We start from the raw sequence: 26,622 nt of genomic DNA on the forward strand, positions 1-26,622 counted from the left end.
ATTCTTCGCGCCATGCGAGCGATGTTCGATGCCTTCTGGCGGGCGGTGGCCTACTGCCTGCACCCGCGCGTGATCGCGCTGTCCTTCCTCCCTCTGGTGCTCATGGTGGCCTTGTCGTTCGCCCTGGGCTATTTCTTCTGGGATGGGGCGGTGGCCTCCGTCATGGCCTGGTTCGAAGCCTTCGACCTGGTGCAGGCCTTCCTGGGCTGGCTGGAGCGCATGGGCATGGGATCGCTGCGAGCGGTGTTCGCGCCGCTCATCGTGTTGGTGCTGGCCACGCCGGTGATCGTGCTGCTGTGCCTGCTGCTGGTGGCCGTGTTCATGACGCCCGCGATGGTCGATCTCGTGGGGCAACGCCGCTTTGCCCATCTCGAGAAGCGGCGCGGTGGCTCGTTCATCGTGAGCGTGTTCTGGTCGCTGGGCTCGACGCTGCTGGCGGTGGTGGTGCTGGTGCTGTCCATGCCGCTGTGGCTGGTGCCGCCCCTGGTGCTGATCCTGCCGCCGCTGATCTGGGGCTGGCTCACCTACCGCGTGTTCGCGTTCGATGCCCTGGCCACGCACGCCAGTGGCGACGAGCGCCGGCGCATCATGCGCGAGCACCGCGGCACGCTGCTGTTGATGGGGGTGCTCTGCGGCTACCTGGGCGCCGCGCCCAGCCTGCTGTGGGCCTCGGGTGCCATGTTCATCGCCCTGGCGCCGCTGCTGGTGCCGGTGGCAATCTGGGTCTACACGCTGGTGTTCGCGTTCGCGTCGCTGTGGTTCGCCCACTACGCGCTGACCGCCCTGGAACGTCTGCGCGCCGTCGTGCCGGTCGAGGTGGTACCGGTCGAGCCCACGCTGGAGCCCCCAGCGCCGCCGCCCAGCCCCGACCCGCTGCCCTTGCCGCCCACCGCGCCCGCGCCATGAGCACCGGTTTCGGTCTGATCATCGTCGGCGACGAGATCCTGTCGGGCAAGCGGCAGGACAAGCACCTGCCCAAGGTGGCCGAGTTGCTCGCCGAGCGCGGGCTGGCGCTGTCCTGGGCGCAGGTGGTGGGCGACGAGCGCGCGCGCATCACCGCCGTGCTGCGGGCGGCCTTCGAGGGCCGCGAGCCGGTTTTCTGCTGCGGCGGCATTGGCGCCACGCCCGACGACCACACCCGCCAGTGCGCGGCGGCGGCCCTGGGCGTGGAGCTCGCGCTGCATCCCGAGGCGGCGCGGCTCATCGAAGAGCGCATGCGCGACGTGGCGGCCGAACAGGGCGTGCCCTTCGAGCCCGAGCGGCCGGACAACGTGCACCGCTACAACATGGGCGTGTTTCCCGTGGGCGCCAGCCTCATTCCGAACCCGTACAACAAGATCCCCGGCTTCAGCTGCCGCGGCCCTGGCGGCGCCGAGGTGCACTTCGTGCCCGGCTTCCCGGTGATGGCCTGGCCCATGCTGGCCTGGGTGCTCGACCAACGCTACAGCCACCTGCACCGGCAAGGCGCCTGGCGCGAGCGCTCGGTGATCGTCATGGGGGCCATGGAAGCGGCGCTGACCCCGCTGATGGAACAGATCGAAGCCGCACACGCGGTCAAGGTGTTCAGCCTGCCCAGCGTGGACCACCCCACCTACGGTCGCCACATCGAGCTGGGCGTCAAGGGCGCCGCGCCCGACGTCGAACCCGCCTTTGCCGAGCTGCTGGCCGGCCTGCGCGCGTGCAAGGCCGAAATGGGCCCCGAGTTGGTGCGTCCTTGAAAATCTCCAAAACGGTGCATGAATGCACCACTAAGGTGATAAATGCGGCGGCCAGCCGGTGCCAAGGCGGTGCGTGTGCACCTGGGGGCGCCGTCGCATGGCATGGAAACTGCATGCCATGCCCCCGAAGTACCTTTTCAACCCACCCTTCCAGATACAGGAGCAATTGATGGCCAAGACCGTCGCAGACGTGATGCAGATGGTGAAGGACAACGAAGTCAAATTCGTCGACTTCCGCTTCACCGACACCCGCGGCAAGGAGCAGCACGTCACCGTGCCGATTTCGGCTTTCGACGAGGACAAGTTCACCTCGGGCCACGCCTTCGACGGTTCGTCCATCGCCGGCTGGAAGGGCATCGAGGCCTCGGACATGCAGCTCATGCCCGACCCGAACACCGCCAACATCGACCCCTTCTTCGAAGAGACCACCCTGTTCCTGCAGTGCGACGTGGTCGAGCCCAGCGACGGCAAGGCCTATGACCGCGACCCGCGCTCCATCGCCCGCCGCGCCGAGGCCTACCTGAAGGCGTCCGGGCTGGGCGACACCGCCTTCTTCGGACCGGAACCCGAGTTCTTCATCTTCGACGGCGTGCGCTGGAGCAACGAGCCCGGCCGCGTGATGTTCGAGATCGAAGAGTACGAAGCACCCTGGAACAGCGGTGCCAAGCTGGAAGGCGGCAACCGCGGCCACCGCCCCACCGTCAAGGGCGGCTATTTCCCGGTGCCCCCGGTCGACAGCACGCAGGACATGCGCGCCGAGATGTCCCTGATCCTCGAATCCCTGGGCATCCCCGTCGAGGTGTTCCACCACGAGGTGGCGGGCGCCGGTCAGAACGAGATCGGCACCAAGTTCAGCACGCTGGTCGAGCGCGCCGACTGGACCCAGGTCCTGAAGTACGTGGTCTGGAACGTGGCCAACGCCTACGGCAAGACCGCCACCTTCATGCCCAAGCCCTATGCCGGTGACAACGGCTCGGGCATGCACGTGCACCAGTCCATCTGGAAGGACGGCAAGAACCTGTTCGCTGGCGACGGCTACGCCGGCCTGAGCGACTTCGCGCTGTACTACATCGGTGGCATCATCAAGCACGCCCGCGCGCTCAACGCGATCACCAACCCCGGTACCAACAGCTACAAGCGCCTGGTGCCCGGCTTCGAAGCCCCGGTGAAGCTGGCCTACAGCTCGCGCAACCGCTCGGCCTCCATCCGCATCCCGCACGTGGCGAACCCCAAGGGCCGCCGCATCGAGGCGCGTTTCCCCGATCCCTCGGCCAACCCTTACCTGTGCTTCTCGGCACTGATGATGGCCGGCCTGGACGGCGTGGAGAACAAGATCCACCCGGGCGAGGCCGCCACCAAGGACCTGTACCACCTGCCGCCCGAGGAGGACAAACTGGTCCCCACCGTGTGCCACAGCCTGGACCAGGCCCTGGAGTACCTCGACAAGGACCGCGCCTTCCTGACCAAGGGTGGCGTGTTCACCGACTCCATGCTGGACGCCTACATCGAACTCAAGATGGCCGAGGTGACGCGCTTTCGCATGGCGCCTCACCCGGTCGAGTACGACATGTACTACAGCCTCTGATGGCCGGCCCGCGCGAGCGGGCCCGCATTCGCAGAAGGGACGGCTCCGGCCGTCCCTTTTTCTTGGGCGCACGTCGCTGCGGGTTCGCCCCCGGCACTTTCGCCGGGCAATTGCGTCATACTGCCCCGCGCTCACCCTTGCTGGAGGTTCCGTGTCCGTTGTCCCGTCCCGTCCGATGCCCCGCCTGCCGCTGGTCCTGGCGGCCTTGCTGGCCACGCCGGCCATGGCGCAGGACACCATCTACCGCTGCGGCAACGAGTACACCAACAACGCCGCCGTGGCCAAGCAGCGTGGCTGCACGCCGCTGCAGGGGGGCAATGTCACCGTCATCGAAGGCACGCGCCCCAGCCCGGCCGCCGCGCCGCGCAACCCCAGCGCCGGTGGCGGCAGCGGCAGCGCGCCGCGTGTGGACAACGCCGCGCAGCGTGCCCGCGACGCGGACGCCCGCGCCATTCTCGAGACCGAGCTGCGGCGGGCCGAAGAACGGCTCGCCGAGGCGCAGAAGGCCTACGCCAACGGGGAGCCCGAAAAACAGGGCATCGAGAGCCGCAATTACCAGCGCTACCTTGACCGGGTGGCCGAACTGAAGGCCGCCGTCGCGCGCGCCGAGAGCGACGTGGCCGGCCTGCGACGCGAACTGCAGCGCCTGGGACCCGCCGCCAACTGAGCTCTGCGGGCAGGGCGCTGGCGCCGCGGCTTCTGCCGCACAATGGGCGGCTTGAAAACGCCCGACGCCACCTCCCTCATCCACCTCGTCGCCCGGCGCGGCGCGGCGCCCAAGGAGCCCGCCGCTCACCCGCGCTTCCAGGCGCTCGATCTGCTGGCCACCCTGGTGGCGGTGGTGGACCACCAGGGCCGCGTGCTCTTCGCCAATGCCGTGCTGGAAGACGCGCTGGGCCTGTCCCGGCGCAGCATCACCGGCGCGCAGCTGCAGGACTGCTTCACCGAACCCGTGCTGCTCGACAACGCCCTGAAGGGCGCGCGCGACAACGAGTTCGCGGCCTTGCGCTACGACGCCCACCTGCGTCGCCTCAACCACGACGCGCTGTCCGTGCACGTCGTCGTGGCCCAGACCGAGGGCACGGGCGAGGTGGTGGTGGAAATGCTGCCGCTGGAGCAGCAGACGCGCCAGGAGCGCGAGGCGCGCCTGCTCGACCAGGCCCAGGCCAACAAGGAGCTCATCCGCAACCTGGCGCATGAGATCAAGAACCCGCTGGGTGGCATCCGCGGCGCGGCGCAGCTGCTGCAGATGGAGCTGCAGGCCAAGGAGCTGATCGAGTACACCCAGGTCATCGTCCACGAGGCCGACCGCCTGCAATCGCTGGTCGATCGGCTGCTGGCGCCGCACCGCCGCCCGCATGTGGTGGGCGACGTCAACATCCATGAGGTCTGCGAGCGCGTGCGCGCGCTCATCCTGGCCGAGTTCCCCAGGGGCTTGCGGGTGGTGCGCGACTACGACACCTCCATCCCCGAATTCCGCGGCGACCGTGAGCAGTTGATACAGGCGGTGCTCAACATCGCGCACAACGCGGCCCAGGCGCTGGCCGAGCGCATCGAGGCGGGCGATGCGCGCATCACCTTTCGCACGCGCGTGGGCCGCCAGCTCACCTTTGGCAAGCAGCGCTACCGGCTGGCACTGGAATTGCATGTCATCGACAACGGGCCCGGTGTGCCGGACTCGATCAAGGACCGCATCTTTTTCCCGTTGGTATCGGGACGCGAGGGCGGCTCCGGCCTGGGGCTGACGCTGGCGCAGACCTTCGTGCAGCAGCACCATGGCCTGATCGAGTGCGAGAGCGCGCCGGGGGAGACGGATTTCAAGATCCTGATCCCGCTGCCCTGACCGATTCGACACGCACGCGCTTGCGCGACTGAAGGGACGACCGATACATGAAGCCGATCTGGATAGTGGATGACGACCAGTCCATCCGCTTCGTTCTCGAGAAGGCTTTGCTCCGAGAGAACCTGCCCACCCGCAGTTTCACGAGCGCGCCAGAAGTGCTCAAGGCCCTGAGCGACCCGGGCGACACCGACGGACCGCAGATCCTGGTGAGCGACATCCGCATGCCGGGGGGCTCCGGCCTGGATCTGCTGGAGAAGGTCAAGGCGCGTTTCCCGCTGCTGCCCGTCATCATCATGACGGCCTTCTCCGACCTCGACAGCGCGGTCGCGGCCTTCCAGGGCGGCGCCTTCGAGTACCTGCCCAAACCCTTCGACCTGACCAAGGCGGTCGAATTGATCCGCCGCGCGGTGGACGAAAGCCTGCGCGAGGAGGTGTCCGAGGAGCGGCTGAGCGCGGCACCCGAGATGCTGGGCCAGGCCCCGGCCATGCAGGACGTCTTCCGCGCCATCGGCCGCCTCAGCCAGAGCCAGGTCACGGTGCTGATCACGGGCGAGTCGGGTTCGGGCAAGGAACTGGTGGCGCGCGCGCTGCACAAGCACTCGCCGCGCGCCAACGGCCCCTTCGTCGCGATCAACACCGCCGCCATTCCCAAGGATCTGCTGGAGAGCGAGCTGTTCGGCCACGAGCGCGGCGCCTTCACCGGCGCGCAGACCATGCGCCGCGGCCGCTTCGAGCAGGCCGACGGTGGCACGCTGTTCCTCGACGAGATCGGCGACATGCCTTTCGACCTGCAGACGCGCCTGCTGCGCGTGCTGTCCGACGGACACTTCTACCGCGTGGGGGGGCACAGCGCGGTGCGCGCCAACGTGCGCGTCATCGCCGCCACGCACCAGAACCTCGAGCAACGGGTGAAGGAAGGCGTGTTCCGCGAGGACCTGTTCCACCGCCTCAACGTCATCCGCTTGCGCCTGCCCGCGCTGCGCGAGCGCCGGGAAGACATCCCGATGCTCACGCGCTTCTTCCTGCAGCAAAGCGCCAAGCAGCTCGGCGTGGAGCCCAAGCGCATCGCCGAGTCAGCGCTCAAGCTGCTGGGTGGCTTCGACTTCCCCGGCAACGTGCGCCAGCTCGAGAACGTCTGCCACTGGCTGACCGTGATGGCGCCGGCCCAGGTGATCGAAGTGAAGGACCTGCCGCCCGAGGTGCTCCATGCCGTCGGTGCGACCGAGGTGTCGGGTGTGGTGGCCAGCGCGCCGGTGCCGGCCACGCGGCCGGTGGAGCCGGTGGCCGTGAGCGGGTACGCGACGGCGGCGCCCGGGGCGCCGGCGCCCCAGGCCACCTCCGTTGCCGTGGACGCGCCGCCGGCGGAAAGCGTGCCGGCCGCCTGGGAGGCCGGCCTTCAGGCCGAGGCCATGGCCTTGCTGGAGAATGGCCGCACCGATGTGTGGGACGTGCTCACGCGGCGCTTCGAGACCCGGCTGATCCAGACCGCGCTCGCGAACACCCGCGGGCGGCGCATCGAGGCCGCGCACAAGCTGGGCATCGGCCGCAACACCATCACGCGAAAGATCCAGGAACTGGGGATGGAGTGATCCACCCCATGAGGCGGTTCAGCCGAGCGTGAGCACCACCGGCGCGTGATCGCTGGGCTGCGGGTTCTTCCGCGGCAGCCGGTCGATCTGGCAGGCGATCACGCGGCCGCGCAAGGCCTCGCTCACGAGGATGTGGTCGATGCGCAGCCCCCGGTTCTTCTGGAAGCCGAGCATGCGGTAGTCCCACCACGAGTAGCTCTTCTCGGGCTGGTCAAACAGGCGGAAGGCGTCCGTCAAGCCCAACTGGAGCAAGGCCTGGAAGTGCTGGCGTTCTTCCACCGTGTGGTGGATCGTGTCCTTCAAGCCCACGGGGTCGTAGGAGTCGCGGTCTTCAGGGGCGACGTTGAAGTCGCCGAGCAGCACCAGTCGGCGGTGCACCTTCAGCTCCTCCTGCAGCCAGCGGTGCAGGGCCTCCAGCCAGCGCATCTTGTAGGCGAACTTCTCGGTGCCGGGCGCCTGGCCGTTGACGAAGTAGCAGTTGACCAGGCGCAGGGGCCCGTCCGGTGTGTCCAAGGTCCCCGCGATCACGCGCGATTGGTCGTCGGTGTGCTGCGGGATGTTGCGCACCACATCCGTGATCGGCGTGCGGCTCAGGATCGCCACCCCGTTGTACGTCTTCTGCCCGAAGGCCGCGGCGTGGTAACCGGCCTCTTTCAAGGCATCGAACGGGAACTTCTCGTCCACCAGCTTGAGCTCTTGCAGGCCGAGGGCGTCGACGGGGTTGGCGGCGAGCCAATCCAGCACCTGGGGCAGACGCACGGCGAGGGAGTTGATGTTCCAGGTGGCGAGCTTCATGGTTCTTGCGGTTGCGGATCGGCTCGACCCGTCGGACGGTCGTGGCTGACGAAGGCGAAGGGCAGGCCGTTCGCGGCGGTGTGGGCCTCGCGCGCCGTTTCGCGCCACTCGGGGCCCAGCGCGGGCATGAAGGCATCACCCTCGAAGTCGCGCGCGATCTCGGTCACCTCCACACGCTGCGCGCGTGGCAGGGCCTGGCGGTAGACCTCGGCGCCGCCGATCACCCAGACCTCGGACGCATCGGCGCACAGGGCCAGCGCTTCGTCGATCGAGCCCACCCGCAGGGCGCCCTCGGCCCGCCACGACGGATCGCGCGTGAGCACGAGATTGCGGCGCCCCGGCAGCGGCCGAAAGCGCGGCGGCAGCGAGTCCCAGGTCTTGCGGCCCATGAGCACCGGGTGGCCCAGGGTCTGGCGCTTGAAGTGCGCCAGGTCCTCGGGCAGGTGCCAGGGCAGGGCGTTGTCCTTGCCTATCACGCCGTTCGCGGCGCGGGCATAGATCAGGTGGAGGCGCGGCATGGCGTTCAGACCGCGACGGGCGCCTTGATGGCCGCGTGGTGCTGGTAGTCCAGGATCTCGAAGTCCTCGAGCGTGTAGTCGAAGATCGAGCCGGGGCGGCGCTTGATGCGCAGCGTGGGGTAGGGGTAGGGCTCGCGCGAGAGCTGTTCCTGCACCTGCTCGCGGTGGTTGCTGTAGATGTGGCAGTCGCCGCCCGTCCAGATGAACTCGCCCACCTCCAGGTCGCACTGCTGCGCGAGCATGTGCGTGAGCAGGGCGTAGCTGGCGATGTTGAACGGCACGCCGAGGAAGATGTCCGCGCTGCGCTGGTAGAGCTGGCAGCTCAGTTTGCCGTCGGCCACATAAAACTGGAAGAAGGCGTGGCAGGGCATCAGCGCCATCTTGTTCAGGTCGGCCACGTTCCAGGCGCTGACGATGATGCGGCGCGAGTCGGGGTTGGTCTTGAGCTGCTTGACCACCTCGGCGATCTGGTCGATGTGGCCGCCGTCGGGCGTGGGCCAGCTGCGCCACTGCACGCCGTACACCGGGCCGAGGTCGCCGTCTTCGCGCGCCCATTCGTCCCAGATGGTGCAGCCGCGCTCCTGCAGCCACTTCACATTGCTGTCGCCACGCAGGAACCACAGCAGCTCCACGATGATGGCCTTGGTGAAGACCTTCTTGGTGGTGACCAGGGGGAAGCCTTCCTTCAGGTCGAAGCGCATCTGGTGCCCGAACACGCTGACGGTGCCGGTGCCGGTGCGATCGGTCTTGGGCACGCCCGTGGTGAACACGTGGCGCATGAAGTCTTCGTATTGGGAGCGGGCGGGGCGGGGGGCTGTCATGGGGATGGCGCGGGAGAGGTGGCGCGGGTCGCCGGCATTGTGCACCGGCCCGTGCCCCCCCGTCAGCGCTGCGCGGATACCGGCTGCAGCAGCAGGGGCGAAGGCGCCGTCAACCGCGCGTCGAAGGGGTGCTCGGTGATGGCGAAGAAGCGCTGGATGCGGCGGACGTAGTCGCGCGTTTCGGCGAAGGGTGGCACGCCGCCGTACTTGTCCACCGCGCCCTCGCCCGCGTTGTAGGCCGCCACGGCCAGCGGCACCTGGCCACGGAAGTAGGACAGCAGCCAGCGCAGGTAGGCCATGCCACCGCGGATGTTCTGCTCGGCGTCGAAGGGCTTGCTGACCGCGAAGCGCGCCGCCGTCTCGGGGATCAGCTGCATCAGCCCCTGGGCGTTCTTGTCGGAGACGGCGTTGACGTTGAAGTTGGATTCGGCGCGGATGACCGCGTAGACCAGCCCGGGCTCCAGGCCGTAGCGCGGCGCCAGCTTGTAGACGATCTTCATGATGCGCTGCTGCTCGGCCGTGTCCACGTGCGCGCGGTAGGCGGTGGACAGGGCCTGCTTCTCCTCGGCCTGGCGCTGCTGCTCGGCCTGGTCGGCGGCGAGGCGGGCCTCGCGCGCCTCGGCCTCGCGCACGCAGTCGGGCTTGTCGGCGGGCACGCCCAGGCGCTGGAACATGGCCTCGGCCTTGTCGTCGCCCAGCAGGGCGGCGCGCGCGAACCAGTGGGCGGCCAGGCCGTCGTTGCGCGGGACGCCGCGGCCGTTGGCGTGGATCCAGCCGAGGTTCCAGGCCGAGGGCGCGTCGCCGGCCAGCGCGGCCTGGCAGTACAGGCGCATGGCCGCCGCCATGTCGCGCGCCACGCCTTCGCCGTGTTCCAGCGCGACGGCCTGCTCGCGCCAGGCCTGGCGTTCGCTGGCGTCGGCCGCCGCTTGCGCGGGGCCCGCGAGCAGGCCCAGGGCGAGCGCGCCCAGGGCGAGCCGCGAGGCGCCGCGGGGCCGGTCGGGCCGGCCCGCGGGCACCGCTCCCTCGAGGGGGGCGCGCGACGCGTGGCGAGGGTGTGTCACTGGATCACTCGGCCGGGGTTGAGGCGGTTGTGGGGGTCGATGGCCTGCTTGATGCGGCGCATCAGCGCGAGCGCGACCGGGTCCTTGAAGTGCGCCAGGTGCTCCACCTTGAGGCTGCCCACGCCGTGCTCGGCGCTGATCGAACCATCGTAGCGAGCCACCGCGTCGAACACCAGTTGGTTGACCCGCGTTTCCTGTGTCTGCAGGAACTTTTTGGCATCTTCGTCGGCCGGCGCCTGGACGTTGTAGTGAAGGTTGCCGTCGCCCAGGTGGCCGAAGTTGACCAGGCGCACACCCGGGATCTCGCGCGCCAGCCGGGCGTCGGTCTCGTCGCAGAAGGCGGGGATGCGCGACACCGGCAGGCTGATGTCGTGCTTGATGTTCAGGCCTTCCTGCGCCTGCGCGAGCGGGATGCTCTCGCGGATGTGCCACAGGCCACGCGCCTGGGCGATGGACTCGGCCACCACGGCGTCGCTCACCAGGCCCCGCTCGATGGCGGCCTCCAGCAGGCCTTCGAACTGGGTGCGGGCGTGGTCCTCGCCCTCGCTGTCGCTGTTTTCCAGCAGCACGCAGTACGGCGACTGCCGCCACAGCGGCACGCGCAATGGCGGCATGTGCCGGTCGACCAACGAGAGCGCGAACTGGCCCATCACCTCGAAGCCGGTGAGCCCGGCGGCCAGGCGCTGCTGCGCCAGGCCCAACAGGTCCACGGCGGACTGCAGCGTGGGCACGGCCGCCCAGGCCGTGAGCCTGGCCGCGGGCGGCGGAAAGAGCTTGAGCGTGGCCGCGGTGATGACGCCCAGCGTGCCCTCGCTGCCCACGAACAGGTCGCGCAGGTCGTAGCCGGTGTTGTCCTTGCGCAGGCCGGTGAGGCCATGCCAGACCTCACCCTCGGGCGTCACCACCTCCAGGCCCAGGCAGAGCTCGCGCGCGTTGCCGTAGCGCAGCACCTGGGTGCCGCCGGCGTTGGTGGCGAGGTTGCCACCGATGGTGCAGCTGCCCTCGGCCGCCAGGCTCAGCGGGAACAGCAGGCCCTCGGCCTCGGCCGCCTGCTGCACGGACTGCAGCACGCAGCCGGCCTCCACGGTCATGGTGAGATTGGCGCGGTCGATGGCGCGCACGGCGTTCATGCGCTGCAGGCTCAGCACCACCTGGGTGCCGCTGCCGTCGGGCACCGAGCCCACCACCAGGCCGGTGTTGCCGCCCTGGGGCACCAGGCTGGCGCCGTGCGCGGCGCAGGCGCGGACCACGGCGGCCACCTCGGCGGTGGAGCCGGGGCGCACCACCCCCAGGGCGTGGCCGTGCGCGCGCTGTCGCCAGTCGCGTTCGTAGGCGCTCAGGTCGTGGGTGTCGCGCGTGAGCACATGCGCGGCGCCCACCACCTCGCGCAGGGTGGCCAGCAAGGCGCCGCTCATGGCTGGCCGGCCGCGCGCTCGGCGGCCTCGTTGGCGGCGGCCACGTCGGCCGCCACGGCTTCGGGACCGGCGGCGCGCAGGCGGATGCGCACGTGCAGCGCGCAGGCCACGAAGAGCAGCAGGCACAGCAGGGTCTGCCCGGCGGCCAGGGCCGTGGACAGGGCGCTTTCGCCGCTGGTGGCGCGCACCACGCCTTCGGTGAAGTACAGCCAGACCAGCAGGCTGAGCCAGCGGTACGTGTACATGCGGTTCTTGAGCAGGCCGGCCAGCGGCAGGGTCAGTGGCAGCACCTTCAGCGCCCACCAGGAGCCGCCTTCGCGCAGCGGCGCGAGCCACAGTTCCCAGGCCAGGCCCAGCGCGATCAGGCCGACGAGGCAGGCCACCGCGAGGCGGCGGGTGAAGGCCACGCGCGAAGCCGTGGTGGAGTCGATGGAAGGCATGCGGGCGGGGCGAAAAACGAGGCTGGCATGATACCGGCATGACCCTGTCCGAGCGCCTCGACACCCTGCGCGAACTGGCGCGCGACGCCTGGCACGGCGCGCTGCGTTTTCCCTGGCGCACCACGGCCATCACCCTGCGCGAGCGCTTCCGAGAGGACCGGCTGGGCATCACCGCCAGCAGCCTGACCTTCACCACCACCATCTCGCTGGTGCCGCTGTTCACGGTGGCGCTGGCCATCTTCAGCGCCTTTCCCATGTTCGATCGCCTGCAGCGCAACCTGCAGCGCAACCTGGTGGAAAGTCTGGTGCCCGAGAGCATCGCGCGCCCGGTGCTGATGTACCTGAACCAGTTCGCGGCCAAGGCCACGCAGATGGGCGGCGCGGGCGCGCTGGCGCTGCTGGTGACGGCGCTGGCGCTCATTCTCACCATCGACCGCAAGCTCAACGACATCTGGCGCGTGCGCCAGCCGCGCCCGGTGACGCAGCGCATCCTGGTGTACTGGGCCGTTCTCACGCTGGGGCCGCTGCTGCTGACGGCCAGCACGGCGGCCACCACTTACGCCATCGGCAGCGCGCGCCACGCGGCGGCGCTGCCCGCCCCGCTGGGCTTCCTGCTCGACTCGCTGCAGCTGCTGCTGGTGACCGGCGGCCTGGCGGCCCTGTACCGCTACGTGCCGAACACGCGCGTGCGCTGGAGCCATGCGCTGGCGGGCGGCTTCTTCGCTGCGGTGGCGCTGGAACTGGCCAAGGAGCTGCTGGCCTGGTACCTGAAGCAGGTGCCCACCTTCTCGGTGCTGTACGGCACCTTCGCCACGGCGCCCATCCTGCTGGTGTGGATCTACCTGGCCTGGGTGATCGTGCTGCTGGGCGCGGTGATCGCGGCCTACCTGCCGAGCCTGCTGCGTGGCGTGGCGCGGCGCGGCGATTCGCCGGGCTGGAACTTCCAGCTCGCGCTGGAGGTGCTGGCGCAGCTCAGCGCCGCGCGCGCCGAGGTGCCGCGCGGCCAAAGCCTGGAGGCGCTGGCCGCCTCCCTGCGCGTGGAGGCGCTGCAGCTGGAGGAGCCCGTGGCGGCGCTGGTCGCGCTCGACTGGCTGGGCCGGCTGGACGAGGAGGGCGAGCGCTACGTGCTGCTCATCGACCCCGACCACACGGCGCTGGGCCCCTTGATGGAGCGTCTGCTGCTGGCGCGCCAGGGTCCCACGGCGCGGCTGTGGGAGCAAAGCCGCTGGGCGGGGATGACGGTGGCCGAGGCCCTGCCGGAGGCGATGGCGCTGCGCTGAGGCGCGGCGTGCGTCAGCCCACCGCGAACGGCGCCGCCAGAAACCCCCGAAAGCGCGCCCGTCCGCCGCGCGTGGGCGCGGCCGTGAGCCGGTAGTTCGGGAAGCGGTGCAGGAAGCGCCCGATGGCGATGCGGCCCTCCAGCCGCGCCAGGCTCAGGCCGGCGCACTGGTGGATGCCGAAGCCGAAGGCCAAGTGCTTGTTGGGCTCGCGCAAGACGTCCAGCGCTTCGGGGTCAGCGAACTGCGCCGGGTCGCGGTTGGCCGCGCCGATGCACAGCGTGACCAGCGTGCCCGCGGGCAGGTCCACGCCGCCGATGCTCACGTCCTTCACCGCGCGGCGGTTGCCGAGCTGGTTCGACGATTCGTAGCGCAGGAACTCGTCCACCGCGCGGTCCAGCACGGCCACCTCGTCCGCGCCGCCCAGGCGCCCCAGCAGCTGCTGGCGCACCGCCGGGTGCTCCTGCAGCGCCACCAGGGCGTTGCCGATCAGGTTGGTGGTGGTTTCGTGGCCGGCGTTGAGCAGGAAGATGCAGTTCTGCAGCAACTCCACCTCGCTGAGCTGTTCGCCGTCGGACTCGCCCTGGATCAGGCGCGTGAGCACGTCGCGCTCCGGGTCGCCGGGGGCCTGGCGGCGAGCGGCCACCAGGGTGCGCAGGTAGTCGCACATCTCGGTCACGGCGCGGTGGCCCCGCTCGGCCTGGGCGGGCGTGATGGTGGGCTCCAGGGCACCGAGGATGGCCAGCGACCAGTCGCGCAAGGGCCCGCGCTCGGCGTGGGGCACGCCCAGCAGGTTGCCGATGATTTCCACCGGAATGGCGGACGCGAAGTCCTCGATCAGGTCGCCGCCCTCGTGCACGGCGATGCCATCGAGCAGGCGGTCCACCAGCTCGACGAGACCGGCCTCCATGTCGGCGATGGCGCGGCGCGTGAGCGCGCCCATGATCAGGCGGCGCACGCGCGTGTGCAGCGGTGGGTCGTTGAACACCAGGCTGGTGGTGTGGTGCTCGAACAGCGGCGTGCCCAGGCCGTACTTGGGCGCGAACTCCACGTGCTTGTCGGAGCTGAACGAGGCGGCGTCGCGGTAGACGGCCGCCAGGTCGGCCCAGCGCGTGAGGAAAACCGAGCCGTCGGGCATGCGTCGCACCGGGTCCTGCTCGCGCAGCGCGCGGTACACCGGGTAGGGGTTGGTGAAGAAGTCGGGCGGCAGGGCGCGCAGGTCGAAAGCCTGTGCGATGGCCCGCGCGCGCGTGTCGCCCATCGGCGGGGTGATGTGGTCGGCGGAGATCGTCATGCCTGGAGGAAGTCGCGGATCGCGAACAGCGTGGCGTCGGGGGTCTCGGTCATCTGGTGGTGTCCCACGGGCAGGGTGACCACCTTCACGGTTTTGCCGGCCGCCTGGGCGGCGTCGATCAGCGGCTTCGCGGCTTTGGCCTGGGTCATCTGGTCCTGCGCGCCGAGCAGGAACAGCACGGGGCAGGTGAGGGCCTTCACCGCGGCCTCGCCGTGGGCGTAGGTGTCGCAGGCCACGAAGCCGCGGTGGAACACATTCACCCTCGGGTTGCTGCGCAGCACGCGCCGGCCCAGGGCCATGCTGGCGCCGTACACCCAGGTGCCCGGCCCCAGCGCCGAGGGCGGCGCGGCCAGGGTGCTGCGGCTGAAGACGTTGATCATGGCCAGCGCCTTCTCCGGCTGGTTCAGCGAGGCTTCGATCAGCGCCGGCGAGACTTTCATCGGGTAGGCCGTGCCGACCAGCACGGCGTGCGTGATGCGCTCCTTGAGCCGACCCGCGGCCTCCAGCGCGATCAGCGAGCCCCAGCTGTGGCCCACCAGCGCGGCCTTCTGCACGCCCGCGGCGTCGAGCAGCGCGGCGATGAAATCGGCCGCCGCCTCCACGCTGGCCGGCGCCTCGCCCTCGCTGCGCGCGTGGCCCGGCAGGTCCACGGCGAGCACGTTGAAGCCGTGGTGGGCCAGGTAGCGGCTCTGCAGGATCCAGACGCTGTGGTCGTTCAGCACGCCATGGATGAAGACCACGGTGGGCTTGGCGGCGTCGAAGGGCTTGCCGCCGGTGTAGCAGTAGGTCTTGGCGCCGTTGACGGTGAGCTCCATGTCAGGCCCCCGCTTTCTCGGCGGCCTTGAGCGCGCGCTTGAGGTCGTCGATCAGGTCGTCGGCGTCTTCCAGGCCAATGGACAGGCGGATGGTGCCCGGGCCGATGCCTGCGCCCGCCAGGGCCTCGTCGCTCATGCGGAAGTGCGTGGTGCTGGCCGGGTGGATCACCAGGGAGCGGCAGTCGCCCACGTTGGCCAGGTGGCTGAACAGCTTGAGCGCCTCGATGAAAGCGCGCCCCTGGGCGCGCGAGCCCTTGATGTCGAAGCTGAACACCGAACCCGCGCCGCGCGCGCCGAAGCGCAGCAGCCTGTTGGCCAGCGCGTGGCTGGGGTGCGACTCGATCAGCGGGTGGCCCACGCGGCCCACCAGCGGGTGGCTGGCCAGGAACTGCACCACCTTCTCGGTGTTGCCCAGGTGGCGCTCCATGCGCAGCGACAGGGTTTCGATGCCCTGCAGGATCAGCCAGGCCGTGTGCGGGCTCATGCAGGCGCCGAAGTCGCGCAGGCCCTCGCGGCGCGCGCGCAGCAGGAAGGCGCCCACCGTCGACTCCTCGGTGAACACCATGTTGTGGAAGCCGTCGTAGGGCGCGCTGAACTCGGGGAAGTGGCCGGCGGCGTCCCAGTCGAAACCGCCGCCGTCGATCAGCACCCCGCCGATGACCGTGCCATGGCCGCTGAGGAACTTGGTGGCCGAGTGGTAGACCAGATCCGCGCCCAGCTCCAGCGGCTTGACCAGGTAAGGGGTTGTCAGGGTTGAATCCACCAGCAAGGGCACGCGCGCCTCGTGTGCGATCTGCGCCACGGTGGGCATGTCCAGCACGTCCAGGCCCGGGTTGCCCACGGTTTCGCCGAAGAGCAGGCGGGTGTTGGGCCGGATGGCGGCGCGCCAGCCGTCGATGTCGCCGGGCTTGACGAAGGTGGTGTCGATGCCGAAGCGGCGCATGGTGTAGTGCAGCAGGTTCTGGCTGCCGCCGTACAGCGCCGTGCTGGCCACGATGTGCGAGCCCGCGCCCATGAGCGTGGCCACCGCCAGGTGCAGCGCGGCCTGGCCGCTGGCGGTGGCGATGGCGCCGATGCCGCCTTCCAGCGCGGCCATGCGCTGCTCGAACACCGCGTTGGTGGGGTTGCTCAGGCGGCTGTAGACGTGGCCTGCGCGTTCCAGGTTGAACAGGGCGGCGGCGTGGTCGCTCGACTCGAAAACGAACGAGGTGGTGAGGTGGATGGGCACGGCGCGCGCGCCGGTGGCGGGGTCGGGCGCGGCGCCCGCGTGCAGCGCGAGCGTGTCGAAGCCGGGGTCGGCGTGGCCTGCCATGGGGACGGTCTCCTCTGTGATTTCTGGGGGATTGTGGGCTATATTGACCCACCCGCTCAGAGCGGAAGCGACACCCCCTCAGAGGAGACCCACCATGAAAGTCAGCGACATCCTGCGCGTCAAGGGCGGCACGCTCTACACCGTCTCGCCCGACGAGCGACTCGACGTGGCCGTGCAGACCATGGCGCAGTTCGACATCGGTTCGCTGGCCGTGATGGAGCATGGCGAACTGGTGGGCATGCTGACCTTCCGCGAGCTGATCGAGACGCTGGCGGCCAACGGCGGCCAGCTGGGCGGCAAGATCGTGCGCAGCGTCATGGACGACCACCCCATGACCTGCACCCCCGAGACCGAGCTGGAAGCCGTGCGCCCCATGATGCTGGAGAAGCACACGCGCTACATGCCGGTGATGGAGGCCCGCATGCTCATGGGCGTCATCAGCTTCTACGACGTGGCCAAGGCCGTGGTGGACAGCCAGAACTTCGAGAACAAGATGCTCAAGGCCTATATCCGCGACTGGCCCGAGGAAGAGACGCCCGCGGACCCGCCGCCGCAGCTGCGCGTCGCGCGCTGATCGCCCACCGCCACCCGTCCCGGGACACCACGGAGCCGGCATCGCCGGGCCGGTGGTGTTGTCGTGCGTCATCGCCTGCGAACTGGCGCTGGACCTGGTGTGCCTGGCGCAGCGCGCAGCCCTGGCGCCACAGCCCCAGCCCTCGGCCTTAGGCCGATGCGCGAGCGGAAAAGCCCTGGCGCAGTAGGCGCGTCGCGGCCCCAGGGATGGACCGCTTCGCGTCGAATAGGATGGCGGCTCATGCACGACAACTTCTTTGACAGTCCCTTCAAAGGCAAGCTCCTCTCGGAGCAGGTGGCCAACCCGAACATCGAAGTCGGCCGCTACAGCTATTACTCAGGCTACTACCACGGCAGATCGTTCGACGACTGCGCCCGCTATCTCTCGCCCGAGCCCGGTGGCGCGGCCGATCGCCTGCGCATCGGCAGCTTCTGCTCGATCGGCACCGGCGTGTCGTTCGTGATGGCGGGCAACCAGGGACACCGGTACGACTGGGTCTCCTCGTTTCCTTTCTTCTACATGAAGGAAGAACCGGCCTTCGCCCAGGCGCTGGACGCGTGGCAGCCCGCGGGGGACACCGTGGTAGGCAACGATGTTTGGATGGGCGCCGAAGCGATCGTGATGGCGGGCGTGACCATCGGCGACGGTGCGGTGATCGCCAGCCGCGCCGTGGTGACGCGGGACGTCGAGCCTTACGCCATCGTCGGCGGCAACCCCGCGCGCACGATCCGCAAGCGCTTCAGCGACGAACGCATCGCATTGCTGCTGGAGATGCGCTGGTGGGACTGGCCCATCGAGCGCATCCGCGACGCGATGCCGATGCTGTGCTCCGGCGACATCGAGGCGCTGCATGGATGGTGGCTGGCCGGCGCCGACTGACAGGTGCGCGGGCGCTTGTCGGCCCGGCAAAGGCCTCGCCGATAATCGGCGGCCTATGAGCGGCAACACCCTAGGCACCCTGTTCCGGGTCACGAACTTCGGCGAATCCCACGGCCCGGCCATCGGCTGCGTCATCGACGGCTGCCCGCCCGGCATGGACCTGTCCGAGGCCGATATCCAGGGCGACCTGGACCGCCGCCGCCCCGGCACCAGCAAGTTCGTCACCCAGCGCAATGAGCCCGACGCGGTGGAAATCCTCAGCGGCGTGTACGAGGGCAAGACCACCGGCACCCCCATCTGCCTGCTCATCCGCAACACCGATCAGCGCAGCAAGGACTACAGCGAGATCGCGCGCACCTTCCGCCCCGGCCACGCCGACTACACCTACTGGCAGAAATTCGGCATCCGCGACCCACGCGGCGGCGGCCGCTCCTCGGCCCGCCTCACCGCCCCCACCGTGGCCGCCGGCGCCGTGGCCAAGAAGTGGCTGGCGCGGCAATACGGCACCCGCTTCCGCGGCTGCATGGTGCAGGTGGGCGAACTCGCCATCCCCTTCGAGGGCTGGGCGCACGTGCCGAACAACCCCTTCTTCGCCCCCGTGGCCGACGTCTCGGCCATCGAGGACTACATGAACGCCCTGCGCAAGCGCGGCGACTCCTGCGGCGCGCGCCTGCGGGTCACGGCCACCGGCATGCCCGTGGGCCTGGGCGAGCCCCTGTATGACCGGCTCGACGCCGACATCGCGCACGCCCTGATGGGCCTGAACGCGGTCAAGGGCGTGGAGATCGGCGCCGGCTTCGCCAGCGTGGCCGACTTCGGCAGCACGCACGGCGACAGCCTCACCCCCGAGGGCTTCGCGGCCAACAAGGCCGGCGGCGTGTTGGGCGGCATCAGCACCGGACAGGACCTGGAGGTGCAGATCGCCATCAAGCCCACGAGCTCTATCCTGGTGCCGCGCGAGAGCATCGACATCGAGGGCAAGAGCACCGAGCTCATCACCAAGGGCCGCCACGACCCCTGCGTGGGCATCCGCGCCACCCCCATCGCCGAGGCCCTGCTGGCCCTGGTCGTCATGGACCACGCGCTGCTGCACCGCGCGCAGTGTGGCGACGTGCGCACGGACACGCCGGACATCGCCGCGCGCGCCCGTGGCTGAGCGCGGCCGGCTCTTTGCCTTCTGCGCGCTGTCGGGCAGCTACTTCGCCCACATCGGATTCTTCAATCCTTACCTGCCGCTCTGGCTCAAGGACCTGGGTTTCGGCCTGCTGGCCATCAGCGTGCTCACCTCGGTGCAGGCGGCCACGCGCCTGTTCGCGCCCTATGGCTGGGGCTGGCTGAGCGACCACACCGGCGAGCGCGTGCGCCTGCTGCGGGTGGGCGCCGGCGTGGCGCTGCTGTGCTCGCTGGGCCTGTGGTTCGAACTGAGCGGCCCGCTGCTGTTCGTGGTGCTGCTGCTGATGTTCACCCACACCAGCGGCATGATGCCCATGAGCGAGGCCGTGCTGGCCCAGCAGGTGAGCCGCGATGGCCGGCTGGACGTGCGCCGCTACGGCCGCGTGCGCGTCTGGGGTTCGCTGGGCTTCCTGGTCACGGTGCTGGCGGCCGGTGCCTGGTTCCAGGCCTTCGGCATGGGCAGCTTCGCGGCCTGGACCTCGCTCAGCCTGGCCGCCGTGGCACTCAGCACCTGGCTGCTGCCCGACGCGCGCGAGCCCGCCGCGCACCAGGCCAGGGCCGAGCCGATCGGGCCCGTGCTGCGCCAGCCGCGCATGCGCTGGTTCTTCGCGGCGGTGTTCTTCCACGTGCTCGCGCATGTGTTCATCTACGTGTTCTTCTCGTTGCACCTGGACGCGCTGGGCTACCCCAAGTCGGCCATCGGCGCGTTCTGGGCCGCCTCGGTGCTGGTGGAGATCGGCTGGTTCCTCACCCAGGGGCGCTGGATGCCCGCGCTGTCCTTGCCGGGCTGGCTGGTGCTGGGTGGCGCGCTCACCGCGCTGCGCATGGCGATCACGGCCGGGCTGCCGTCGGTGTGGCCGCTGCTGGCGCTGGCGCAGCTGGCGCACGCCATCACCTTCGCGGCGCACCACACGGTCTGCATCGCCTGGATCAGCGAGCACTTCCCGGGCCGCCTGCGCGGGCGCGGGCAGGCGCTGTACGCGGTGCTGGGCTATGGCCTGTCGGGTGTCACGGGCGGCCTGCTGGGCGGCCTGGTGTCCAGCCGCTTCGGCCTGGCCAGCGTGTTCTGGCTGGGCGCGCTCTGCGGCCTGGTGGCGGCCGCTTGCGCGCTCAAGGTGCGGGCGTTGACGCGAGCCAGCGGCGCAAGGGGTTGAAGCCCGTCACCAGGCCCGTGGCCACCAGCACCAGCGCGCCGCCGATGAACAGGCCGCTGGAGAGCTCCTCGCCCAGGAAAAGGTGGCCCCAGGTGACGCCGAAGATCGGGATCATGAAGGCCGGGCTGATGGCCGCCACCGGCGAGACGTGGCGCAGGATGCGCAGGTGGACCCAGTAGGCGGTCCCCGAGGTGATGATGCCCAGCACGCCCACGGCCATGAGCGCGGCCGGCGTGAACGTGGCCTGCGGCCAGGCCCAGGCCGCGCCGGGCAGCAGGAACACCAGCGCGCCGGCGTGCAGGCCGGCCGCGATGGCCAGTGGCTCCATGCGCGTGGTGGCGCGCTTCATCAGCGGGGTGGAGGCCCCGTAGCCGGCCGAGGCGGCGATGCAGGCCAGCACGGCCAGGATGGTCGGGCCGTCGAGCCGGACCGGGCCCAGTTGCACGATGAGTCCCACGCCCACGAAACCCAGGGCGCAGCCGATGAGCTTGTGGCGCGTCAGCGTGTCTTCCTTCAGCCAGGCGGCGGCCAGGGTGCCGAACAGCACGGCCGTGGTGTTGAGCAGGGCGCTGTAGCCGGCCGGCAGGTACAGCGCGGCCCAGGCATAGAGCAGGAAGGGCAGGACCACGGTGAGCGTGCCCAGCCCCAGCAGCTCGCGCCAGTGCTTCCAGGGCCAGCGCTGGCCCAGCGCGCGCATGACGATGGTGAGCACCACCAGCGCCAGCGCCACGCGGATGCCGGCCAGCGGCAGCGGCGTGAGCGCCGGCGTGGCGATGCGCAGGAACAGGAAGGAAGCCCCCCAGAGCGCCGACAGCCCGACGAGCTGGGCGAAGTGGCGGGTTTTCACCGGGCGGCGGCCTTGCGGACCAGCCCTTCGATCGCGAGTTCGTAGCCCGCGACGCCGAAACCGACCACGATACCCGCCGCCACCGGCGAGACGTAGGAGTGGTGGCGGAAGGACTCGCGCGCGTGCACGTTGGAGATGTGCACCTCCATCACCGGCAGCGGCGCGACGCCGGCGATGGCGTCGTGCAGCGCGATGGAGGTGTGGGTGTAGGCGCCGGGGTTCATCACCACGCCCAGCAGTTCGCCGGCCTTGAAGCGCCGGCCGGCGGCGTGGATGGCGTCGAGCAGCGCGCCTTCGTGGTTGCTCTGCAGCGCCTCCAGCGTGTGGCCCAGGCGCTCTGCGGTGGCGCGGCAGCGGGCCTCCACGTCGGCCAGCGTGGCCGCGCCGTAGGTGGCGGGCTCGCGCGTGCCGAGCAGGTTCAGGTTGGGGCCGTTGAGCAGCAGGATGGCGGGCATGGGCGGGCTTTCCTTGTGATCCGACCGACTTTAAACCAGGGGCACCGACAGCCGCTCGATCACTTCGCGCGTGCCCGGTCGCACGCCGCGCCACCAGGCGAAGGCCTCGGCCGCCTGTTCCACCAGCATGCCCACGCCGTCGGCCAGCGCATGCACCCCGGCCTCGCGCGCCTGGCGCAGGAACGGGGTCAGGCCCTTGCCGTAGACCATGTCGTAGGCGAGGGCGCCGGGCGCGAACAGGCCACCGGGCAGGGGCAGGGCCTCGCCGGACAGGCCGGCCGAGGTGGCGTTGATCACCACATCGAAGCGCTCGCCCGCGAGGTCCGCGTAGCCGCCGCTCTGCAGCGTGGCGTGGGCGGCGAAATCGGCGCGCAGCGCGTGCGCCTTGTCGGCCGTGCGGTTGGCCACGGCCAGTGCGGCGGGACCTTGTTGCGCCAGGGGCAGCAGCGCGCCGCGCGTGGCGCCGCCGGCGCCCAGCAGCAGCACGCGCCGGCCCTTGAGCGCGTGGCCCAGGTTGCGCTGGATGTCGTTGACCAGGCCGACGCCGTCGAAGTTCTCGGCGCGGATGCGGTCGCCCGGCTCGAAGCGCAGGGCGTTGGCCGCGCCGGCCAGGCGCGCGGCTTCGCTCGGGTCGGTGGCCAGTTCGCAGGCCTGCAGCTTGAAGGGCAGGGTGACATTGGCGCCGCGCCCGCCCTGTTCGCGAAAGGCCCGCACCGTGGCCGCGAAGCCGTCCAGCGGCGCCTCGATGGCGGTGTAGGCGATGTCCTGCCCGGTGGCCTGGGCAAACGCGGCGTGGATCTGCGGGGACTTGCTGTGCGAGATCGGGTGGCCGATGACGGCGTAGCGGTCGGTCATGGAGGGGATGGGGGGCTATCACGCCCTGCGGGCAGGGTCATTGCGGGGAAGCCGGCATTGTCTCGCAGCGCCGGGCGGGACAATCCCGCCCATGAACATCCCACGCCTCAAGATCGATTTCGTCTCCGACGTCTCCTGCCCCTGGTGCGCCGTCGGCCTGGGCGGGCTGGAGCAGGCCCTGAAACGGCTCGACGGCCAGGTCGCGGCCGACATCACCTTCCAGCCCTTCGAGCTCAACCCCCAGATGGGTGCCGAGGGCCAGGACATCGGCGAGCACCTGACGGAAAAGTACGGCAGCACGCCCGAGCAGCAGGCGCAGATACGCGGGACCATCGCCGCGCGCGGCGCCGAGGTGGGCTTCCCATTCAACCCGGCGGGCCGGGGCCGCATCTGGAACACCTTCGACGCCCACCGCCTGCTGCACTGGGCGGCCGAAGAGGGCGCGCCCGGCCAGCAGCACGCGCTCAAGAAGGCGCTGATGGCCGCCTGCCACACGCGCAGCGAGGCCATGGGCCACCACGAGGTGCTGCTGGCCTGCGTGCGCGAGGCGGGGCTGGACGGGGCGCGCGCCCAGGCCATCCTGGCCAGCGACGAATTCGCGCAGGACGTGCGCGAGCGCGAGCAGTTCTACCTGTCGCACGGCATCCACGCGGTGCCGGCGGTGATCGTCAACGACCGCCACCTGATCTCGGGTGGCCAGCCGGCGGCGGCCTACGAGCAGGCGCTGCGGCAGATCGCGGCCGGGCCGGCGGAGTGATCGCGCGGCGGCGCGGGGCTCAGCGGGCCGCTTCGCGCGCCGCGCCGCCGTGCGCCGGCGCGGCCGAAGGCGCCGACGCCATGTCCAGCTCGGCGCGCAGGCGCGGCAGGTACTGCGGGTAGGCCCGCTGAAGAAAGTCGACCAGCTTCTCGCGCACCTCGCAGCGCAGGTCCCAGGCCGCGCCGGCCGAGCCCGCCGTCACCAGGCAGCGCAATTGCAGGGCGCGCTCGCCGGCTTCCGTCACCTGCAACAGGCTGAATCGCTTGTCCCAGTGGGGCGAGGCCTCGCAGATGCGCTGCAACTCCTCGCGCAGCGGCGCCAGCGGCGTGCGGTAGTCCACCCACAGGAAGACGGTGCCGATGAGATCGGATGTGGTGCGTGTCCAGTTCTGGAAAGGCTTCTCGATCCAGTACTGCAGCGGCACCACCAGGCGGCGCTGGTCCCAGATGCGCACCACCACGTAGGTTCCGGTGATCTCCTCGATCACGCCCCACTCGCCTTCGACGATCACCACGTCGTCGAGGCGGATCGGCTGGCTCAGGCCGATCTGCAGGCCGGCGATCAGGTTGCCCAGCACCGGCCGCGCGGCGAAGCCCGCCACCAGACCCGCCAGGCCGGCAGAGGCCAGCAGGCTGGTGCCGATCTGCCGCGCCTGTGGGAAGGTCATCAGCATGAGCGACAGACCGATCAGCAGCACCAGGCCCTGCAGCGTGCGTGCGAGCACGCGCGTCTGCGTCTGGACGCGGCGCGCGTGCAGGTTGTCGGCCGTGCTGGTGGGGTTGGCGGCGATGACGCCCTGGGCCGCGCCGCGCACCGCGTTGGACACCAGCCAGGTCACGGCGCCGATCAGCAGCAGAGCGCAGAGCTGCTGCGCGCCGGCCAGGCCCGGCGCGTCGGCCGGTGTGCCTTGCAGCACGGCGTTGACGGGCAGCAGCGGCAGGCCCCATTTCGCGGGCGAGCGGATGGCCTTGGCCACGCTGGCCGCGACGGGCGCATCGCGCGTGGCGCGGCGCACCACGCGTTCGCCGAGGCGAAAGGCCAGGCTGGCGAGCAGCACGCCGATCAGCATGCTGCCCAGCGAGGGCAGCCAGGTCAGCAGGGCGGGTGGCAGCCAGTTCAACGCGTCCATGCGGCCGCAGGGTAACCAGCGTGCCTATCCGCACGCAAGTCTGTGTGCTTTGAAAACCGCAGCAAGTCAGCCGCGTACCGCGTGAACGGCGCCTTCAACGCCCCAGCTGCGCCAGCGCCGCCTGCAGGCCGGCCAGACCGCCCACGCGCTGGTCATTGATGAAGATCTGCGGCATCTGGCGCACCGAGGGACCGCACTTTTCATAGAACGCGAGGCGTTCGGCCTCGTCGTCGATCTTGATCTCCTCGAAGTCCATGGCGCGGGACTTCAGCAGCATCTTGGCGGACTCGCACTGCGGGCAGGCGGACTTGGAATAGACGGTGATCTTGAGGCTCATGCGCAAAGTGTAGGGGGATGGCCGTTCAGGCCGCCTCGCGCTGCGCCAGCGCCCGCGCGATGCGCTGCTTCTTCACCGTGGGCCGTGGCACCGGATGCGCCAGGTGTTCGAACCAGGCGCGCACGTCCTCGTCCAGTCCGCTGCCGTGCATGTAGTTGTAGAGCGCCTTGCGCAGGCCGATGCCCAGCGCGTCGTGGTCCACGCCGGTGGGGTCGATGAAACCGATGTCGTTCTTCGCGAAGCTCACCGGTGGCAGGGGCACCAGCTCGATGCCATAGGCCTTCGGGTCCAGCCCCACGGGGGAGTGCACGGTGCACGAGAAGCGGTGGAAGAAGCCGCTCTGGATGCAGCCGTTGAGGAAGAGCTGGCGCACGTACTCCAGCGCGTCCACCGTGTCTTGCACGGTCTGCGTGGGAAAGCCGTACATCAGGTAGGCGTGCACCAGGATGCCGGCGTCGCTGAAGCCCTTGGTGACGCGCGCCACCTGGTCCACCGTCACGCCCTTCTTCATGAGCGCGAGCAGGCGGTCGCTGGCCACCTCCAGCCCGCCGCTCATGGCGATGCAGCCGCTGTCGGCCAGCAGCTGCGAGAGCTGGGGCGTGAAGGTCTTTTCGAAGCGGATGTTGCCCCACCAGCTGATGGCCAGGTCGCGGCGCAGCAGTTCCTCGGCCAGGGCTTTCAGGGCCTTGGGCGGCGCGGCCTCGTCGACGAAGTGAAAGCCGGTCTGGCCGGTTTCATCGACGATGCGTTCGATGCGGTCGACCAGCGTGCTGGCGGCGGCGGTCTCGTAGCGGCCGATGTAGTCCAGCCCCACGTCGCAGAAGCTGCACTTCTTCCAGTAGCAGCCGTGCGCCACCGTGAGCTTGTTCCAGCGCCCGTCGCTCCAGAGCCGGTGCATGGGATTGAGCATGTCGAGCAGGCTCAGGTAGTCGTGCAGCGGCAGGCCGTCCCAGGTGGGCGTGCCCACGTCCTCGAAGGGCACGTCGGGCTCGGCGAGGTTGAGGTACTTCACCGTGCCGCTGCCGGCGTCGCGCAGGAAGGTGCGCACCAGGCGCTGCGCGCTGCGCCGGCCCTGCAGGTGCTCGATGAGCGCGAGCAGCGGGCGTTCGCCCGCGTCCAGGGTGACGTAGTCGACGAAGTGAAACAGGCGCGCTTCCTTCAGCTCGCGCAGTTCGGTGTTGACGTAGCCACCGCCGAGCGCGATGGGCAGCGCCGGCCAGCGCGACTTGATGGCCTGCGCGATGCGCAGCGCGCCATAGACCGCGCCGGGGAAGGGCACCGAGAGCAGCACCAGCTGCGGGTTCGCGCGCGCCACCGCGTTCAGGGCCAGTTCGCGCAGCAGGTCGTCCACCAGCGTGGGCGGCGCGGCCAGGGCCTGGGCCAGGGGCTCGAAGGTGGGCTGACTGCTGGCCAGGGATTCCCCGTAGCGCACGAAGGCGAAGCGCTCATCCACCGCGTCGCGGACCACGTCGGCCAGGTCGTCGAGGAAGAGGGTGGCGATGTGGCGCGCGCGGTCGTTCGTGCCCAGGGCGCCGAAGGCCCAGCCCAGCGGGTCGCCGCCGCCGTCTTCGCCGTCGTCGCCCGTGAGGTGGCCGTATTGCTCCAGCGCGGCGAAGCGCGGGCCTTCGGGCAGCAGCTCGCGCGCGGCGATGCGGTGTGCCAGCGTGCTGTCGCGCCCCTGCAGGAAGGCGATGGTGGGCGCGATGGCGCGGCGGTGGCGCGCGAAGTCGTCGAGGAAGGCGTGCACGCTGGCGCTGCGCCGCCGCTCGGGCAGGGCCAGGGCGCGTTCGCGGATGGCGTCCAGCCCGGCGGGCGTGAACAGTCGCAGTACCAGGGCCAGGGCCAGATCGGTCTGTTCGGCCTCGATGCCGCGCGAGCGCAGGAAGCCCGTGAGGTAGGCGGTGGAGGGGTAGGGCGTGTTGAGCTGCGTCATCGGCGGGATGACGCTGAGCACGCGGAAGGCGGAGGCGGTCATGGCA

Annotated in this window: 27 protein-coding genes; 12 read left to right on the forward strand and 15 right to left on the reverse strand. The window is 70.3% G+C overall.

Features of this window, described 5'->3' with window-relative positions:
* Positions 1–12: 12 nt before the first annotated feature.
* The 6 genes from SOM08_RS08295 to ntrC all read left to right on the forward strand — a co-directional run bounded on the left by SOM08_RS08295 (position 13) and on the right by ntrC (position 6,735).
* The gene (locus SOM08_RS08295) at positions 13–906 is read left to right on the forward strand and encodes an EI24 domain-containing protein (RefSeq protein WP_245980793.1); all 894 of its coding nucleotides are present in this window, start codon (positions 13–15) and stop codon (positions 904–906) included.
* Positions 903–1,718: a competence/damage-inducible protein A gene (locus tag SOM08_RS08300; protein ID WP_322470493.1), complete on the forward strand. Its 816-nt coding sequence runs from the start codon at positions 903–905 to the stop codon at positions 1,716–1,718. Before SOM08_RS08295 ends, SOM08_RS08300 begins: the two co-directional genes overlap by 4 nt.
* 169 nt (positions 1,719–1,887) lie before the next feature.
* Positions 1,888–3,303, forward strand: a complete 1,416-nt coding sequence (glnA, locus tag SOM08_RS08305; protein ID WP_116957605.1) for a type I glutamate--ammonia ligase — start codon at positions 1,888–1,890, stop codon at positions 3,301–3,303.
* A 175-nt stretch (positions 3,304–3,478) separates the two neighbouring features.
* Positions 3,479–3,970 carry a hypothetical protein gene (locus SOM08_RS08310; RefSeq protein ID WP_116957606.1) on the forward strand — a complete coding sequence of 164 codons (492 nt, stop codon included), beginning with the start codon at positions 3,479–3,481 and terminating at the stop codon, positions 3,968–3,970.
* A gap of 42 nt (positions 3,971–4,012) precedes the next feature.
* Positions 4,013–5,146, forward strand: coding sequence for a nitrogen regulation protein NR(II) (gene glnL / locus SOM08_RS08315; protein WP_245980798.1), 1,134 nt, complete (start codon positions 4,013–4,015; stop codon positions 5,144–5,146).
* 47 nt (positions 5,147–5,193) lie between these two features.
* Positions 5,194–6,735 (forward strand): nitrogen regulation protein NR(I), encoded by a 1,542-nt coding sequence (gene ntrC, locus SOM08_RS08320; protein WP_116957607.1) that lies wholly within the window; start codon positions 5,194–5,196, stop codon positions 6,733–6,735.
* A gap of 18 nt (positions 6,736–6,753) precedes the next feature.
* On the opposite strand, the gene xth is transcribed toward ntrC, so the two are convergent.
* From xth to SOM08_RS08350, 6 genes are all read right to left on the reverse strand, one after another.
* Positions 6,754–7,530, reverse strand: coding sequence for an exodeoxyribonuclease III (xth, locus tag SOM08_RS08325; RefSeq protein ID WP_116957608.1), 777 nt, complete (start codon positions 7,528–7,530; stop codon positions 6,754–6,756).
* Entirely contained in the window at positions 7,527–8,048 is a 522-nt protein-coding gene (locus tag SOM08_RS08330) for a dihydrofolate reductase (protein ID WP_322470494.1), read from the reverse strand. The genes xth and SOM08_RS08330 overlap by 4 nt, the downstream gene beginning before the upstream one ends.
* A gap of 5 nt (positions 8,049–8,053) precedes the next feature.
* Positions 8,054–8,869, reverse strand: a complete 816-nt coding sequence (locus tag SOM08_RS08335) for a thymidylate synthase (RefSeq protein ID WP_116957610.1) — start codon at positions 8,867–8,869, stop codon at positions 8,054–8,056.
* A gap of 62 nt (positions 8,870–8,931) precedes the next feature.
* On the reverse strand, positions 8,932–9,930 hold the full coding sequence (locus tag SOM08_RS08340; RefSeq protein WP_322470495.1) for a lytic transglycosylase domain-containing protein: 999 nt from the start codon (positions 9,928–9,930) through the stop codon (positions 8,932–8,934).
* Positions 9,927–11,345 (reverse strand): FAD-binding oxidoreductase, encoded by a 1,419-nt coding sequence (locus tag SOM08_RS08345; protein WP_322470496.1) that lies wholly within the window; start codon positions 11,343–11,345, stop codon positions 9,927–9,929. The genes SOM08_RS08340 and SOM08_RS08345 overlap by 4 nt, the downstream gene beginning before the upstream one ends.
* Positions 11,342–11,785, reverse strand: coding sequence for a DUF2069 domain-containing protein (locus SOM08_RS08350; protein WP_116957613.1), 444 nt, complete (start codon positions 11,783–11,785; stop codon positions 11,342–11,344). Before SOM08_RS08350 ends, SOM08_RS08345 begins: the two co-directional genes overlap by 4 nt.
* Before the next feature lie 38 nt (positions 11,786–11,823).
* On the opposite strand from SOM08_RS08350, the gene SOM08_RS08355 reads away from it, so the two are divergent.
* Complete coding sequence (locus tag SOM08_RS08355; RefSeq protein ID WP_116957614.1) at positions 11,824–13,065, forward strand: YihY family inner membrane protein; 1,242 nt, start codon at positions 11,824–11,826, stop codon at positions 13,063–13,065.
* Between the two features lie 13 nt (positions 13,066–13,078).
* Here the strand turns inward: SOM08_RS08355 and SOM08_RS08360 are convergent, their stop codons facing one another.
* From SOM08_RS08360 to SOM08_RS08370, 3 genes are read right to left on the reverse strand one after another with little or no spacing between them, the layout of a single operon-like run.
* Positions 13,079–14,356, reverse strand: coding sequence for a cytochrome P450 (locus SOM08_RS08360; protein ID WP_116957615.1), 1,278 nt, complete (start codon positions 14,354–14,356; stop codon positions 13,079–13,081).
* Positions 14,353–15,171, reverse strand: coding sequence for an alpha/beta fold hydrolase (locus tag SOM08_RS08365; RefSeq protein ID WP_116957616.1), 819 nt, complete (start codon positions 15,169–15,171; stop codon positions 14,353–14,355). Before SOM08_RS08365 ends, SOM08_RS08360 begins: the two co-directional genes overlap by 4 nt.
* A 1-nt stretch (position 15,172) precedes the next feature.
* Entirely contained in the window at positions 15,173–16,483 is a 1,311-nt protein-coding gene (locus tag SOM08_RS08370; protein WP_116957617.1) for an O-acetylhomoserine aminocarboxypropyltransferase, read from the reverse strand.
* 94 nt (positions 16,484–16,577) lie between these two features.
* Between SOM08_RS08370 and SOM08_RS08375 the strand changes: the two genes are divergently transcribed.
* The 4 genes from SOM08_RS08375 to SOM08_RS08390 all read left to right on the forward strand — a co-directional run bounded on the left by SOM08_RS08375 (position 16,578) and on the right by SOM08_RS08390 (position 20,263).
* On the forward strand, positions 16,578–17,057 hold the full coding sequence (locus SOM08_RS08375) for a CBS domain-containing protein (protein ID WP_070398165.1): 480 nt from the start codon (positions 16,578–16,580) through the stop codon (positions 17,055–17,057).
* A gap of 240 nt (positions 17,058–17,297) precedes the next feature.
* On the forward strand, positions 17,298–17,936 hold the full coding sequence (catB, locus tag SOM08_RS08380) for a type B chloramphenicol O-acetyltransferase (RefSeq protein ID WP_116957618.1): 639 nt from the start codon (positions 17,298–17,300) through the stop codon (positions 17,934–17,936).
* A gap of 55 nt (positions 17,937–17,991) precedes the next feature.
* Entirely contained in the window at positions 17,992–19,092 is a 1,101-nt protein-coding gene (gene aroC / locus SOM08_RS08385; protein ID WP_322470497.1) for a chorismate synthase, read from the forward strand.
* Positions 19,085–20,263, forward strand: coding sequence for an MFS transporter (locus SOM08_RS08390; protein ID WP_116957620.1), 1,179 nt, complete (start codon positions 19,085–19,087; stop codon positions 20,261–20,263). The genes aroC and SOM08_RS08390 overlap by 8 nt, the downstream gene beginning before the upstream one ends.
* On the opposite strand, the gene SOM08_RS08395 is transcribed toward SOM08_RS08390, so the two are convergent.
* Genes SOM08_RS08395 through aroE form a run of 3 tightly spaced genes read right to left on the reverse strand, consistent with a single transcriptional unit; the run spans position 20,220 to position 22,420 of the window.
* Complete coding sequence (locus tag SOM08_RS08395) at positions 20,220–21,110, reverse strand: DMT family transporter (RefSeq protein ID WP_116957621.1); 891 nt, start codon at positions 21,108–21,110, stop codon at positions 20,220–20,222. The two genes, SOM08_RS08390 and SOM08_RS08395, sit on opposite strands and share 44 nt — an antisense overlap.
* Positions 21,107–21,565 (reverse strand): type II 3-dehydroquinate dehydratase, encoded by a 459-nt coding sequence (gene aroQ / locus SOM08_RS08400; RefSeq protein WP_116957622.1) that lies wholly within the window; start codon positions 21,563–21,565, stop codon positions 21,107–21,109. The genes SOM08_RS08395 and aroQ overlap by 4 nt, the downstream gene beginning before the upstream one ends.
* 30 nt (positions 21,566–21,595) lie before the next feature.
* Positions 21,596–22,420: a shikimate dehydrogenase gene (aroE, locus tag SOM08_RS08405; protein ID WP_322470498.1), complete on the reverse strand. Its 825-nt coding sequence runs from the start codon at positions 22,418–22,420 to the stop codon at positions 21,596–21,598.
* Between the two features lie 91 nt (positions 22,421–22,511).
* On the opposite strand from aroE, the gene SOM08_RS08410 reads away from it, so the two are divergent.
* On the forward strand, positions 22,512–23,177 hold the full coding sequence (locus tag SOM08_RS08410) for a DsbA family oxidoreductase (protein ID WP_116957624.1): 666 nt from the start codon (positions 22,512–22,514) through the stop codon (positions 23,175–23,177).
* A gap of 19 nt (positions 23,178–23,196) precedes the next feature.
* Here SOM08_RS08410 and SOM08_RS08415 read toward each other — a convergent pair whose 3' ends face one another.
* The 3 genes from SOM08_RS08415 to SOM08_RS08425 all read right to left on the reverse strand — a co-directional run bounded on the left by SOM08_RS08415 (position 23,197) and on the right by SOM08_RS08425 (position 26,618).
* Positions 23,197–24,306 (reverse strand): mechanosensitive ion channel family protein, encoded by a 1,110-nt coding sequence (locus SOM08_RS08415; protein WP_116957625.1) that lies wholly within the window; start codon positions 24,304–24,306, stop codon positions 23,197–23,199.
* A 94-nt stretch (positions 24,307–24,400) separates the two neighbouring features.
* A complete protein-coding gene (locus SOM08_RS08420; protein WP_070398156.1) occupies positions 24,401–24,643 on the reverse strand; it encodes a glutaredoxin family protein in 243 nt (80 codons plus the stop codon).
* Positions 24,644–24,668: 25 nt separating this feature from the next.
* Positions 24,669–26,618 (reverse strand): radical SAM protein, encoded by a 1,950-nt coding sequence (locus SOM08_RS08425; protein WP_116957626.1) that lies wholly within the window; start codon positions 26,616–26,618, stop codon positions 24,669–24,671.
* Between the last annotated feature and the right edge of the window lie 4 nt (positions 26,619–26,622).

Source organism: Hydrogenophaga sp. SNF1, from assembly GCF_034421675.1.
Taxonomy (GTDB): Bacteria; Pseudomonadota; Gammaproteobacteria; order Burkholderiales; family Burkholderiaceae_C; genus Hydrogenophaga; species Hydrogenophaga borbori.

Excerpts from the sequence above, each read along its gene's own strand:
- SOM08_RS08295 (WP_245980793.1), top strand. The coding sequence starts at position 13 with ATGCGAGCGATGTTCGATGCCTTCTGGCGGGCGGTGGCCTACTGCCTG.
- SOM08_RS08300 (WP_322470493.1), top strand. The coding sequence starts at position 903 with ATGAGCACCGGTTTCGGTCTGATCATCGTCGGCGACGAGATCCTGTCG.
- glnA (WP_116957605.1), top strand. The coding sequence starts at position 1,888 with ATGGCCAAGACCGTCGCAGACGTGATGCAGATGGTGAAGGACAACGAA.
- SOM08_RS08310 (WP_116957606.1), top strand. The coding sequence starts at position 3,479 with ATGCCCCGCCTGCCGCTGGTCCTGGCGGCCTTGCTGGCCACGCCGGCC.
- glnL (WP_245980798.1), top strand. The coding sequence starts at position 4,013 with ATGGGCGGCTTGAAAACGCCCGACGCCACCTCCCTCATCCACCTCGTC.
- ntrC (WP_116957607.1), top strand. The coding sequence starts at position 5,194 with ATGAAGCCGATCTGGATAGTGGATGACGACCAGTCCATCCGCTTCGTT.
- xth (WP_116957608.1), bottom strand. The coding sequence starts at position 7,530 with ATGAAGCTCGCCACCTGGAACATCAACTCCCTCGCCGTGCGTCTGCCC.
- SOM08_RS08330 (WP_322470494.1), bottom strand. The coding sequence starts at position 8,048 with ATGCCGCGCCTCCACCTGATCTATGCCCGCGCCGCGAACGGCGTGATA.
- SOM08_RS08335 (WP_116957610.1), bottom strand. The coding sequence starts at position 8,869 with ATGACAGCCCCCCGCCCCGCCCGCTCCCAATACGAAGACTTCATGCGC.
- SOM08_RS08345 (WP_322470496.1), bottom strand. The coding sequence starts at position 11,345 with ATGAGCGGCGCCTTGCTGGCCACCCTGCGCGAGGTGGTGGGCGCCGCG.
- SOM08_RS08350 (WP_116957613.1), bottom strand. The coding sequence starts at position 11,785 with ATGCCTTCCATCGACTCCACCACGGCTTCGCGCGTGGCCTTCACCCGC.
- SOM08_RS08355 (WP_116957614.1), top strand. The coding sequence starts at position 11,824 with ATGACCCTGTCCGAGCGCCTCGACACCCTGCGCGAACTGGCGCGCGAC.
- SOM08_RS08360 (WP_116957615.1), bottom strand. The coding sequence starts at position 14,356 with ATGACGATCTCCGCCGACCACATCACCCCGCCGATGGGCGACACGCGC.
- SOM08_RS08365 (WP_116957616.1), bottom strand. The coding sequence starts at position 15,171 with ATGGAGCTCACCGTCAACGGCGCCAAGACCTACTGCTACACCGGCGGC.
- SOM08_RS08370 (WP_116957617.1), bottom strand. The coding sequence starts at position 16,483 with ATGGCAGGCCACGCCGACCCCGGCTTCGACACGCTCGCGCTGCACGCG.
- SOM08_RS08375 (WP_070398165.1), top strand. The coding sequence starts at position 16,578 with ATGAAAGTCAGCGACATCCTGCGCGTCAAGGGCGGCACGCTCTACACC.
- catB (WP_116957618.1), top strand. The coding sequence starts at position 17,298 with ATGCACGACAACTTCTTTGACAGTCCCTTCAAAGGCAAGCTCCTCTCG.
- aroC (WP_322470497.1), top strand. The coding sequence starts at position 17,992 with ATGAGCGGCAACACCCTAGGCACCCTGTTCCGGGTCACGAACTTCGGC.
- aroQ (WP_116957622.1), bottom strand. The coding sequence starts at position 21,565 with ATGCCCGCCATCCTGCTGCTCAACGGCCCCAACCTGAACCTGCTCGGC.
- aroE (WP_322470498.1), bottom strand. The coding sequence starts at position 22,420 with ATGACCGACCGCTACGCCGTCATCGGCCACCCGATCTCGCACAGCAAG.
- SOM08_RS08410 (WP_116957624.1), top strand. The coding sequence starts at position 22,512 with ATGAACATCCCACGCCTCAAGATCGATTTCGTCTCCGACGTCTCCTGC.
- SOM08_RS08415 (WP_116957625.1), bottom strand. The coding sequence starts at position 24,306 with ATGGACGCGTTGAACTGGCTGCCACCCGCCCTGCTGACCTGGCTGCCC.
- SOM08_RS08420 (WP_070398156.1), bottom strand. The coding sequence starts at position 24,643 with ATGAGCCTCAAGATCACCGTCTATTCCAAGTCCGCCTGCCCGCAGTGC.
- SOM08_RS08425 (WP_116957626.1), bottom strand. The coding sequence starts at position 26,618 with ATGACCGCCTCCGCCTTCCGCGTGCTCAGCGTCATCCCGCCGATGACG.